The sequence below is a fragment of the Actinokineospora sp. NBRC 105648 genome (assembly GCF_030269645.1).
Lineage (GTDB): Bacteria > Actinomycetota > Actinomycetes > Mycobacteriales > Pseudonocardiaceae > Actinokineospora.
This window is the reverse complement of sequence record NZ_BSTR01000026.1, coordinates 51252-62610: the sequence shown is the minus strand read 5'-3', so window position 1 is coordinate 62610 and position 11359 is coordinate 51252. Positions and strand designations below refer to the sequence as shown.

Here is an 11359-nt window from a genome sequence, read left to right as displayed (position 1 = left end):
GGGGTGTGACCACAGCACAGCGGAAGATCGGCTCCGGGTTCGGGGCGACGAGCACGGCGACCGAGGTCCTCGACGGGATCGACCTGAGCGGGAAGCTCGCGATCGTGACCGGGGGCTACTCGGGGATCGGGCTCGAGACGACGAGGGCGCTGACGGCGGCCGGGGCCCGGGTCGTCGTGCCCGCGCGCAGGCGCGCGGAGGCCGAGGAGGCGTTGGCGGGCATCGACGGCGTCGAGGTCGACGAGTTGGACCTGGCCGACCTGGAGAGCGTTCGGGGGTTCGCCGAGCGGTTCCTGGCAAGCGGGCGCGGCATCGACCTGGTGATCGCCAGCGCGGGGGTGATGGCGTGCCCGGAGACGCGGGTGGGGCCGGGGTGGGAGTTGCAGTTCGCCACCAACCACCTGGGCCACTTCGCCCTGGTGAACCGGTTGTGGCCCGCGGTCGCGCCGGGGGCGCGGATCGTGGCGGTCTCCTCGCGGGGGCACCACGCGTCGGCGATCCGGTGGGACGACCCGCACTTCGCGACCGGGTATGAGAAGTGGGAGGCCTACGGGCAGTCCAAGACGGCGAACATCTTGTTCGCACTGTGGCTGGACCGGCTGGCGGACCGCGGGGTGCGGGCGTTCTCGGTGCACCCCGGGGTGATCTGGACGAACCTCGCCCGGCACATCCCGCGGCAGGAGCAGTTGGACGCCGGGTGGTTCGACGCCGACGGGACGCCGTTGATGACGTTCAAGACGCCGGAGCAGGGGGCCGCGACCCAGGTTTGGGCGGCCACTTCCGGGCTGTTGGACGGGGTGGGTGGGGTTTATTGCGAGGATTGTGAGGTCGCGGAGCTGGCGCCTGAGGGGGAACGGGTGGGGGTCAAGGAGTACGCGGTGGATGTGGAGGAGGCTCGGCGGTTGTGGGCGCTGTCGGGTGAGCTGACTGGGGTGGATGCGTTCTCCGTTTAGCCCGGCGTGCTCGCCCGGCGTGCTCGCCCGTCCGTATGAGCTGCCCGAGTAAGAGCGGGGCTCGATTGGCCGGACTGCCTTCGCGTGGGGCCCCTAGAGCACCGCGGTGGTGAAAAAAGGGCGGGTGAAGGGCATCCCCACCACCGGTCAAGTTTAGCGGTGCTCTCCCCCCACACGAAGGCAGTCCACCCAATCGAGCACTGGCGTAACGGGCGTTGCGTACCAGCGGGCGCGGCTTTAGAAATCTAAGAGATTCTAGAGAATTGAAAGAGATTAGGGACTAAAGGCGTGGCTGTCGGTGGTCAGCCGTCGATGGCCCAGGTGGAGCGGACGGCGCCGACGGCCTCGGCCATTTCTGGGGAGCGGGTGGCCTGGCGGACGGTGGAGAGTGCGTCGGTGAGGGCTGGGCGCAGGCGGGCGCAGCGGATGAGTTGCCAGCGGTAGACCTCGTCGTCGAGGTCGGAGCCGAGGAAGTCCTCCCACAGTTCCTCCTGTTCGGCCTCGTCTGCCGAGCCGAAGCTGTTCAGCCAGGCTTGGGCCTCGGTGGACAGGTCGGGGACCGGTTCGGTGTCGTCGACCTCGCCCGCCTGTTCGCCCGCCTCGGCCAGGGCGTGCAGGCAGCCGACCATGGTCTGTTCGGGGAGGGGGACCAGGGTCAGGACCCTGATCAGGAAACCGAAGGCGTCGGCGCTGGAGGGCCAGATGGTGGACTGGTGCACGATCGCGGAGCCGAAGTGGTCCACCGCGGCGGCCTGGGCGGCGAGGTCGTCGCCGAGCAGGGCCAGCAGGTGTGCCGGGGTGTCCACCGCGGTGCCGTAGGCGTGCGGGAGCCTCGTCCACGCGGCATCGGGCGCGGTCAGGTCCGCGCGGAGGGACTCAAGGCTGTCCTGCATGGCGGTTACTCATTCTGCTGATTGGCATGGCGGACGACGGATCGTACGTGATTGGCGTCGCGCGGCTCACGGGGAGTGCCGCTTTCCCGCTCGTTTGACGGCGCTGCCGACCACGGTGACCTCCGCGGCGGGCACGTCGGTGAGGCCGGTGACGAACCGGTAGAGGTCGGGCAGGTCGCGGCAGAAGACGGCGGCCATCAGGTTCGTCGCGCCGGTCGTGGCGAGGACGCCGTGCACGGATGTGTTGCGCGCCAGCGCTTTGCCCAGTTCGTCGAGGCGTCCGGGTGGGACTGTCAGCCAGACGTTGGCGTCCACGTGGAACCCGAACGCGCGCGGGTCGGCCACGACGCACGTGCGCACCAGGCCCGCGGCGGCGAGGCGGTCGACGCGGCGGCGGGTGGTGGACTCGGGTGCCCCGACCGCCGCGGCGAGCTCGGCTGGGCCAGTGCGGGCGTCGTCGGTGAGGGCGTCGAGGATCAGCAGGTCCAACCGGTCCGGGGTGTGCTCGGCGGTGGCCGGTGGCGGGGTGAGGGCGCCGACCTCGTCGGCGGTGAGCAGGCCGGTGCGCCAGTCGGCGGCGTCGGAGAACACGTGCATGACCGCGAGGGCCTGGACAGCGGTGACGGCCTGGCCGGTGGGCAGTGGCGGGGTGCCGCCCAGGGCGACCGCGCTGATCTCCTCGCCACCGGCGAGCACGTCGACGAAGAGGACCTCCGGCCGCTTGGCGAGGGCGTCGGCCAGCACCTCGACCCGGCCGCGCAAGACCCGCACACGCAGCAGCGTGGCGCCGCGCAGGCCGTGTCGGGCGTCCGGGACGCGGACGACGCGCACCGTCCCGGCGAGACGGGTCAGGCTGCGGGCCACGGTCCGGGCGGACACCCCGAGCGCGTCGGCGATCCGGCCCGGGCCCGCACGGCCGTCGACCTGGAGCGCCGATGCGACGCGCTGGTCCAGTTCCGACAACATCGCGGTCATGGGTGTCCTGTTCCGCTCATCCTGGCGTGATGGTGAGCATAGGACGCCGGTGGGCTCGGCAGGCTTATCGGCATGCTGAACTCAGTGATCGAGATCGTGGAACGGGTCGCCGCCGACATCCCGCGTCGCGGACCCGAGACGCCGCCGGTGACCCTGGAGGGGCTGTGGGCGGCGTTCACCGAACTGGACGAACCGCTCTCGGCGCGCCTGCGGGACGAACTGACCGCGCTGGGACCGTCGGCGGACGAGTGGACGGTCGACCCGATGGACGGCGCCGTGCAATACCTGCACGGCCTTCCACAGTGGTGCGTGACGGTCGCGCTCGTGCGCGACGGGGAACCTGAACTGGCGGTCCTGCACTCCCCCTTGCTCGGCGAGACCTACTCGGCCGCGCGCGGGCAGGGCGCTCGGCGGGACGGGCGGGTGATCACACCGTCGGCGAAGACGTCCCTGGCAGCGGCGTTGGCGACGACGGCGTTCCCGCCGGACCAGCAACCAGAGGCGTTCGCGGCGGCCGGGCACGCGCTGCCCGGGATGCTCGCGGCGGCGGGCGCCGTGCGCGGCCTGGCCCCGACCTCGTGGCAGGTGGCGGAGGTCGCGGCCGGGCGGGTCGACGTGTTCTGGGAGTTCGGCCGGGACGCGGAGAACCTGGCGGGCGCCGCGCTGGTGGCCCGGGAGGCGGGCGCGCGGGTGTCGACGGTGTCCGGTGGACCGTGGAGCGCGACCGAGGACAGCTTCCTGGCGGCGGCGCCTGGGGTGCACGCGGAGGTGGTGCGGGTGCTCAGCCGTTGATGGCGTAGTGCGCGGCCACGGCCTCCTGGCCGGTGTAGTTCCGGCCGGCGTCCGGGTCCGCGCCGAGGTAGGTGAACGGGAACTCGACCTCGGCGTACCCGCGCCGGGAGATCCGCTTCGTGCCCGCGTCGTAGGTGAAGCCCGCCGCGAGCAGGGCGGAGGTGAGGTGCCTGCCCAGCGACCGGCCGTCCGGCCCCCGGACACCGGCGGCGTCGAAGTCGGCGACGAACACGCCGTCCGGGGTGAGCCACTGGGCGATCCGGGCCAGGACACCGAGCTTGTCGCCGATGTAGTGCAACCCGTGCACGCAGGTGATCAGGTCGAACGGCGCCTCCGGAGCCCAGTCGGCGAGCCCCGCGACGTGGAACTCCACCTCCGGCGGACGCGGCGCGAAGAAGTCGACCAGGTCCACACCGACCAACCTGCGACCGGGCCGGGCGGCCTCGACGAGCGCGCGCCCGCTGCCGCAACACAGGTCCAACCAACCCGCCGGACCGAGCTCGGCCACGGGGTCGATCCGCAGCGCACGGCGGTAGGCGGCCAGGTCGCGGGTCCGGTTCATGGCGTTGTTGGCCACCACGGACAGCGTGCCCAGCGTGATGTCGTCGACGAGTTCGGACATGGAACCAGTGTCCCAGGCCGACAACGGCACGCGGACCGGGCAACTGATCTTTCACCGACAGGCAACGAGATCGCCGCGAAGCCATCACCTGCGCGCTGGCTGGGATGGGGGTGGTGCGGGAGGACTGGGTGGCGCCGGGGCGGGTGGGCGGGCGGCGCGGAGCGTTCGGCTGGGGCGGGCCAGGTTTGGCTGAGATGGGAGCGGGCTGAACTGGGCCGAGTGGGCTGGGATGGGGCCGGCCCCGGCTGGGCTGGGTTGTGGTGAGTGCCATCCAACTGGGGGCGAGGTGCCAACTGCTCGATGCGGTGGATTGGCTTTGTTCGGGGAGAAAAGAGGCGCTAGCCTGGTTCCGGCGTGGGTGATCCCTTTCCCACCCGCTCTACCCACGGCGCCTCTTTTCTTAGGGGCCCCGAACAAAGCCAATCCACCGCATCGAGCACACCTGCCCAGCCGCTCGCCCCGCCCGGGGTTGCCGCGACGCCCGGGGTTCCCGCGACCCGAGGGGTTTCCGCGACCGCGGGGTTTCCCGCGGCCCGCGGGCGCGGGGGCTTGTGCGGTGGGCTCGATGGGGTGGTGTGGCTTTGTTTGGGGCCCCTAAGAAAAGAGGCGCAGTGGGTAGAGCGGGTGGGAAAGGGATACCCACCGCCTGGGCCAGGCTAGCGCCTCTTTTCTCCCCAAACAAAGCCACACCACCCCATCGAGCAGGACGGTTGCCCGCGTGCGGTTGTGGGGGTGGTGCGGTTGGGGGGCCTGGGTTGGGGGGCTGACTGGCTGGGTGGGTGGGTGGGCGGGTGGGCGGGTGGCTGGGGTGGGGGGCGGGGGTGGGTGGCTGGGTTCAACCGGGAAGAGACTGCGTGGGGGCGGAGCCGGGGGCTGTTGTGTGGTGGGGGCAGGAAACCGAGGAGCAGGAAGCAGGGGCCAAAGGCCGGGGCGGGGAGTGGGCGGTGGTCAACCGGGGGCGGTGGGTGTTCCACTGGGTGGTCAGGGGGGTGTCAGTCGGTTAGGGGATGGTTTAGCGGGGCTCGGGAACCTAGCGTCATCGTGGGCGCACGGGGAGTACGTACCCACATCGTGGACGTAGGTGTTTCCGCTGATGTGCCGCCCGGGGCGGGCCGGCCAGAATCGTCGCGGATCAAGTTCCGCTAGGCGCACATCGGACTGCCGGAGGCTACCCGTGAGGTATCAGTTGCTGGGCCCGTTGCAGGTGGTGGGTGACACCACGATGACGATCACGGCACCGAAGATCGAGGCGCTGCTGGCCACGCTGCTGATTCGGGCCAACCAGGTGGTGCCCGCCGACGAGCTGATCACCGAGCTCTGGGGTGAGCACCCGCCACGTCGGGTGCGGGCGGCGTTGCACGTCTATGTTTCCCGGCTGCGCAAGCGGTTCGACGGGATCGGGGTGGACCCGGCCGTGCTGCGCACGCACGGGCAGGGGTACGTGATGGCGGTTGAACCGTCGCAAGTGGACGTTGCCGCGCTGCAGGCCGCGCACGCCGAGGGGCGGGTGCTGCTCGACGCCGACCCGTTGGCGGCGTTGGGGGCGCTGAGCCGGGCGGCCGGGCTCTTCCGGGGCCCGGTGCTGGCCGGGATCCGCAACGGGCTCATCGTCGGTGGGTTCGCGCGGTGGGCCGAGGAGGTTCGGTTGCGCTGCCTGGAGTCGATCGCCTGGTGCTCGCTGGAGACCGGCAGGCACCGCGAGGTGATCGAGGACCTGGCGCAGTGGGTCGACGAGTACCCGCTGCACGAGGCGTTCCGCGAGCAGCTCATGTTGGCGCTGCACCGCAGTGGCAGGCGGGCCGAGGCGCTCGCGGTGTTCCACACCGCGCGGCGGGTGTTGCGGGAGGAGCTCGGGCTCGAGCCCCGGGAGACCATGCGGCGGTTGCAGTCGGCGATCCTCAACGCCGACCGGGGGTACTCGCTCGCGGGCTGAGCGAGCCCAGACACGCAGAAGGGCCCGGTAGCCGCCGCTACCGGGCCCTTCGCGGTGGGTGATCAGGCCTGTTCGGCGCGCTTAGGCGCGAACCAGCCCGCGACGACCACCAGCAGGGCCGCCGCGGTGATCACCACGGTCCACCCGAACAGGCCGCCGATGGTGTCGGCGGGCACGCCGGTGCCACTGGTGAACGGGATCAGCAGCACCGCGACGCCGAGAACGCCGCCGATGGTGAGGCTGGTCTGCAGCAGGCCCGCGGTGATACCGGTGTCCTCGGGCGCGCTGGTGGTCAGGATGATCATGTTGATCGGCACGATGGCCAGGCCGACGCCGAAGCCGAGCAGGACGATCTGCGGCAGCACGCCGGTCGCGTAGGTGCTCGAGGCGTCCAGCGCGCTGAGCCAGGCGACCCCGGCGAGCACCAGCACCAGGCCCGCGACGCCGCGCACCTTCAGGTCGACCTTGGCCAGCCGGGGCGTGACGAACTGGATGATCGCCAGCAGGGCCAGGCCGAACGGCAGGATCGCCAGACCGGCCTTGAGCGGGGACAGGTGCAGCGAGTTCTGCAGGTACTGCACCAGGTACAGCAGGAAACCGGTGAGCACGGCGGCCAGCAGCACCAGGCTCACGAACGACGCGGCACGGGCGCGGTCGGCGAAGATCCGGCCGGGCAGCAGCGGGTCGGCGGCGCGTCGGTCGACGAGGACCAGCACCACGGCCAACACCACGCCCGCGGCCAGCGGGAGCAGCGCCGAGGTCGAGGTCCAGCCGGTCTTGGCCGCGCCGACCAGGCCGAACACCAGCAGCACCAGCGATCCGGTGGCCAGCGCCGCGCTGGGCAGGCCGAGCGAGCGGGAGTTGGTGCTGTCGCCGCGCAGGCCGAGCGTGCGGGCGGCGACCGCCAGGATGACCAGTCCGATCGGGACGTTGACCAGCAGGCTCCAGCGCCAGTCGCCCACCGAGGTGAGGACGCCGCCGAGCACCATGCCCGCGGCGGCGCCCAGGCCGGTGACCGTGGAGTACAGGCCGAAGGCCCGCTGCTGGCGCTCACCGGAGAACGCGGTGGCCAGCAGCGCCAGGCCCGCCGGTCCGGCCAGGGCCGCGCCCGCGCCCTGCAGCACCCGGCCGACCAGCAGGGTCGGCACGTTCTGCGCCAGGCCCGCGACCAGCGAGGCCAGCGTCACCAGCGCGATGCCGCCGGCGAACACCCGGCGGTGCCCGATCGAGTCGCCGAGCCTGCCGCTGAACAGCAGCAGCGCGCCGAAGGCGAGCAGGAACCCGTTGGGCACCCAGGAGGCGGTCGGCACGTCCAGGCCGAGGTCGGTCTGCAGCGTCGGCAGCGCCACGTTCACCACGGTGCCGTCGAGCTGCAGCATGAACTCCGCGCCGACGATCGCGGCCAGCGCGAGCCCCCACCTGCCGCCCGCGTCGGCGGCGGGCTCGGTGCCCGGCTCGGCCGCCTCGGTGACCTCGGTGACCTCGGCGGCTGCCGTGGTCTCCACCGCCGGATCCGCCTGGTCAGGCGCTCCCGGGTTGGTCTCGGTGCTCATTCGTCTCCTCCATCGCCAGAAGATCGGCCAGACCGGTCGACCACGCCGCCCTGCTAGGGTGAGACCACCTCAGGTTGGCGCGGCCAGTTAACCTGAGGCTGCCTCGATTAGTCAAGGAGGTCCCATGGCTGAGACACCGGTGCCGCAGATCGCCCAGCGGCCCAAGCGCGCGGACGGGCGGCGCAACTACGACGCGCTGCTGGTCGCGGCGCGCACGGCGTTCGCCGAGCACGGGTCCGACGCCTCGCTGGAGGACATCGCGCACGAGGCGGGCGTGGCCATCGGCACCCTTTACCGGCACTTCCCCACCCGGGCCACGCTGGTCGAGGCGGCCACCCGCGACGGGCTCGAGGTGCTGGTGAGCCACGCCCGCGACGTCGCCGACCGGCTGGCGCCGCTGACCGCGCTGACCGACTGGATGCGGCACGCCGTAGTGCACTTCAGCACGTTCCGCGGCCTGGTCGGCATCCTGGCCCAGAGCATGTACGACGAGGGGACGCCGTCGCACGCCATGTGCGCGGCCATGCACACCAGCGGCGCCGACCTGCTGCGCGCCGCCCAGCGCGCGGGCGAGGTGCGCGCCGACCTGACCGCCGACGAGCTGTTCGGGCTGCTCAGCGGCGCCGCGTGGGTCCGCGAGACGACCCGCGCGGGCAAGGACGAGACCGAGCGGTTCATCGAGCTGGTGATCGAGGGCATCGCGGTCCGCACGGCGGGGCCCTGAGGCGCAACCACCGGTCAGGGCACGTATCGGCATGCGGACGCCGATTGACAACCCCGGGGCCGCCAAGTGGAGTTGGGGTGTCCAGTCGAGACGTCCGATCCGAACACGGCCGGGCGCTCGACCCTGCGGTACCGGCATGGCAGCGCCGCCTTGTCCGCACGCTCCAAGGGGGATCGGGCACGGCATGAACCAGCACGAGGACGACACCGACGTGGCGCGCGCGGCCGAGCTGCGGCTGCTGCTGGACGCGGTCCACGACCCGCTCGCGCCGGGCCGGGTGATCGCCGTGGTCGGCGACCCCGGCGCGGGCAAGACGCACCTGCTCTCCGCGGTGGCCAAGGACCGGCGGTGGAGCGCGAACCCGGCCACGGTCTACCAGTGCTCGCGGCGCAGGCAGGAGTGCGCGATCGACGCCGTGCGCACGATGGTGCGCCGGGCCCGGCACCGGGCGGGCGAGCAGGGCAACCAGGTGTCCCGGCTGCGGGCCCGCCGCCCCCCGCGCGAGCTGGTCGTGCTCGACGACGTGCACCTGGCCGACGAGCGCACCCTGGCCGAGCTGCGCGAGATGGCGCTGGGGCACACTCCCCCGCTGGCCGACGTGGTGATCTCGTTGCGCGGCAGGCAGACCCCGGTCGAGCTGGCCGAGGCGATCGCGGTGGGGTCGGCGTACGGGCACTGCGTCCGGGTCGAGCTGGGCCCGATGACCGACGAGCAGCTGTTGGCCGTGTCGGCGTCCTCGGCCACGCGCGCCGTGCGCGGGCGCAGCCGGGGGAACCCGTTCCACCTCCAGGCGTTGCAGGCGTTGCACGAGTGCGCCCGATTAGGCACCGACGCGCCCGCCGCGCCGTTCGAGCTCGCCGTGCTGCGCGAGACCCGAGACCTGACGATCAACGAGCGGTACGTCCTGCACGCCGCCGCCGTGCTGCGCGCCCGGTTCGACGCCGAGCTGCTCGCCGAGGTCGCCGAGGTGGACCTGCGGGTCGCCACCGCGGCCGTGGGCTCGCTGGGGCGGCGCGACCTGGTGCGCAGCGACCCCGGCGGGGACCAGCTGTGCATCCGCGACGAGGTGTTCGGCACGCTGCTGCACCGCAGCATCGACCCGTGCTGGGCGGTGAAGGCGCACCAGCGCGCGATCAACCGGCTCACCTCGCGCGGCGCCGGCGAGCGGGAGCTGGGCTTCCACCTCGTGCACTCCCTCTCCCGGGCCAGGGAGAGCGAGCTGGAGCGGATCCTGGCGGCCGCGGCGGAGATCATCGCCAGTGACGTGGCGGTGGCGATCTCGTGGCTGACCACGGTGATCGCCGAGGCGCCCGCCACCACCGACGTCGGGTTGCGCGCGCGCACGGCGCTGAGCGGGGCGCTCGGGCAGGTGGGCAGGCTGGCGGAGAGCCGCGAGCTGCTGTTCGTGGTGCACGAGTCCGGCCGCGCCGACCCGCGCGAGCTGGCCGAGCAGATCGCGTTCGTCTCGGTGGTGGAGACCATGCTGGGGCACGACGTGCAGACCGTCGACCTGCTCACCGAGCAGCTGCGCGCCGGGCGCCCGCGCGACCCGGCGATCTGGCCGCGGCTCGTGCTGGCCCAGCACATCCGCACGAGCATGCTGGGCCGGGTCGGCGACCGCGAGCGCACCGACACCGCGCTGCGCCTGGCCTACGAGCACGGCGACCTGGTGACCGCGGCCGGGCTGCTGGGCGCGCGGTCGCTCGACACGGTAGCGGGGGGCGACGTGCTGGGCGCGGTCGCGGACGCGACCGCCGCGGGCAGGCTGCTGGACCGCTCCCCCGAGCACACCGTGGCGGCGAGCCCGGCGGCGCTGATGATCGTGGGCCTGGCGGATGTGTACCTCGGCCGCTACGTCGACGCCCGCAGGCACCTGGCGCGCGGGGTCAACGTCGTGCACCAGCGCGGTCAGACCTTCCTGCTGCCCACGCTGCTAGTGCTGCTCAGCGAGTCCGAGCGGCACCTGGGGTTGCTCCAGCAGGCCTGCCACTCGGCCGACTCGGCGATCGTCGAGTCGGGCACCGGCAACTCCCACCGGCACGCGCAGGCGACCGCGCTCAAGTCGCTCGCCGAGGTGTGGTTGCAGCCGCCCGGCAGCGGTCGGGCGAAGGTGCTGGCCCAGCAGGCGATGGCGCAGCAGCCGGTGGCCGAGTCCAGCGTCAACGGCAGCGCGGCGATCGCGGCACTGGCGCTGGCCCGGTGCACCTGGCTCGACGGCGACGCCGCGCACTGCGTCACCCTGGTGCTCAACGAGGGCAAGGGCGCCGACCTGCTGGGGATACCGGCCAACCACCGCGGCTCCTTCTGGGAGCTGCTGTGCGCGGCGGGCGCCGACGCCGAGGACCCCCGGGTGCCCGAGTGGGCCGCCCGCAGCCGGGCGCAGGCGTTGGCGAACCCGTTGCCCTACAACCTCGCCTGCGCCGAACTGGCGGATGGGCACGCGGCGCGCGCGCAGGGGCGGACCAGCGAGGCGGCGGAGTGCTACGAGCGAGCCGCGGGCGCGTACGCGGGGGCGAGCATGGCGATCGAGCAGGCGTACGCGCTCGGCCACGCGGCCGCCGTGCTGGAGCCGTTGGGCAGGCACGCGCACGCCCGCGACCACGCGGCGCTCGCGCACGAGATCGCCCGCAGGCACGGCGCGCTGACCCTGGCCGACTGGTTCGAGAGCCGGGTGCAGCCGGAGGGCGCGGCGGAGCCGGAGGTGGCCGTGCTGGTCGACCTCACGCGTCGGGAGCGGGAGATCGCGCTGCTGATCCGGGCGGGCATGAAGCGCAAGGAGATCGCCGACCGGCTCGACATCAGCACGCGCACGGTCGACGTGCACCTCACCCGGATCTACCGCAAGACCGGGGTGCGCTCGCAGGTGGAGCTCGCGCTCGCGCTGACGCAGAGCGGCGGGTAGGTGGTCGCTGTT

At 72.7% G+C, this 11359-nt stretch carries 9 protein-coding genes; 5 read left to right on the top strand and 4 right to left on the bottom strand.

Annotated elements, in window-relative coordinates; genetic code table 11:
- Positions 1 to 5 precede the first annotated feature (5 nt).
- On the top strand, positions 6 to 953 hold the full coding sequence (locus QSK30_RS21935; protein WP_285505393.1) for an SDR family NAD(P)-dependent oxidoreductase: 948 nt from the start codon (positions 6 to 8) through the stop codon (positions 951 to 953).
- A gap of 302 nt (positions 954 to 1255) precedes the next feature.
- Here QSK30_RS21935 and QSK30_RS21930 read toward each other — a convergent pair whose 3' ends face one another.
- Together QSK30_RS21930 and QSK30_RS21925 are read right to left on the bottom strand one after the other, a co-directional pair.
- Positions 1256 to 1846, bottom strand: coding sequence for a hypothetical protein (locus QSK30_RS21930; protein WP_285505391.1), 591 nt, complete (start codon positions 1844 to 1846; stop codon positions 1256 to 1258).
- 66 nt (positions 1847 to 1912) lie between these two features.
- Positions 1913 to 2821, bottom strand: a complete 909-nt coding sequence (locus tag QSK30_RS21925) for an Lrp/AsnC family transcriptional regulator (RefSeq protein WP_285505389.1) — start codon at positions 2819 to 2821, stop codon at positions 1913 to 1915.
- 72 nt (positions 2822 to 2893) lie between these two features.
- On the opposite strand from QSK30_RS21925, the gene QSK30_RS21920 reads away from it, so the two are divergent.
- Positions 2894 to 3613, top strand: coding sequence for an inositol monophosphatase family protein (locus QSK30_RS21920; protein WP_285505387.1), 720 nt, complete (start codon positions 2894 to 2896; stop codon positions 3611 to 3613).
- On the opposite strand, the gene QSK30_RS21915 is transcribed toward QSK30_RS21920, so the two are convergent.
- Positions 3603 to 4235 carry a class I SAM-dependent methyltransferase gene (locus tag QSK30_RS21915; protein ID WP_285505385.1) on the bottom strand — a complete coding sequence of 211 codons (633 nt, stop codon included), beginning with the start codon at positions 4233 to 4235 and terminating at the stop codon, positions 3603 to 3605. The genes QSK30_RS21920 and QSK30_RS21915 overlap by 11 nt on opposite strands.
- 1174 nt (positions 4236 to 5409) lie before the next feature.
- On the opposite strand from QSK30_RS21915, the gene QSK30_RS21910 reads away from it, so the two are divergent.
- The gene (locus QSK30_RS21910) at positions 5410 to 6168 is read left to right on the top strand and encodes an AfsR/SARP family transcriptional regulator (RefSeq protein ID WP_285505383.1); all 759 of its coding nucleotides are present in this window, start codon (positions 5410 to 5412) and stop codon (positions 6166 to 6168) included.
- 62 nt (positions 6169 to 6230) lie between these two features.
- On the opposite strand, the gene QSK30_RS21905 is transcribed toward QSK30_RS21910, so the two are convergent.
- Positions 6231 to 7721 (bottom strand): MFS transporter, encoded by a 1491-nt coding sequence (locus tag QSK30_RS21905; protein WP_285505381.1) that lies wholly within the window; start codon positions 7719 to 7721, stop codon positions 6231 to 6233.
- A gap of 124 nt (positions 7722 to 7845) precedes the next feature.
- Here QSK30_RS21905 and QSK30_RS21900 point away from each other — a divergent pair, with 124 nt between their 5' ends.
- The gene (locus QSK30_RS21900) at positions 7846 to 8445 is read left to right on the top strand and encodes a TetR/AcrR family transcriptional regulator (RefSeq protein ID WP_285505379.1); all 600 of its coding nucleotides are present in this window, start codon (positions 7846 to 7848) and stop codon (positions 8443 to 8445) included.
- Positions 8446 to 8629: 184 nt separating this feature from the next.
- A complete protein-coding gene (locus tag QSK30_RS21895; protein WP_285505377.1) occupies positions 8630 to 11347 on the top strand; it encodes a LuxR C-terminal-related transcriptional regulator in 2718 nt (905 codons plus the stop codon).
- The last annotated feature ends 12 nt before the right edge of the window (positions 11348 to 11359 follow it).

What these genes read in the sequence shown, in the direction of transcription:
- QSK30_RS21930 (WP_285505391.1), bottom strand. Translation starts at nt 1,846, where the DNA reads ATGCAGGACAGCCTTGAGTCCCTCCGCGCGGACCTGACCGCGCCCGAT.
- QSK30_RS21925 (WP_285505389.1), bottom strand. Translation starts at nt 2,821, where the DNA reads ATGACCGCGATGTTGTCGGAACTGGACCAGCGCGTCGCATCGGCGCTC.
- QSK30_RS21920 (WP_285505387.1), top strand. Translation starts at nt 2,894, where the DNA reads ATGCTGAACTCAGTGATCGAGATCGTGGAACGGGTCGCCGCCGACATC.
- QSK30_RS21915 (WP_285505385.1), bottom strand. Translation starts at nt 4,235, where the DNA reads ATGTCCGAACTCGTCGACGACATCACGCTGGGCACGCTGTCCGTGGTG.
- QSK30_RS21905 (WP_285505381.1), bottom strand. Translation starts at nt 7,721, where the DNA reads ATGAGCACCGAGACCAACCCGGGAGCGCCTGACCAGGCGGATCCGGCG.
- QSK30_RS21900 (WP_285505379.1), top strand. Translation starts at nt 7,846, where the DNA reads ATGGCTGAGACACCGGTGCCGCAGATCGCCCAGCGGCCCAAGCGCGCG.
- QSK30_RS21895 (WP_285505377.1), top strand. Translation starts at nt 8,630, where the DNA reads ATGAACCAGCACGAGGACGACACCGACGTGGCGCGCGCGGCCGAGCTG.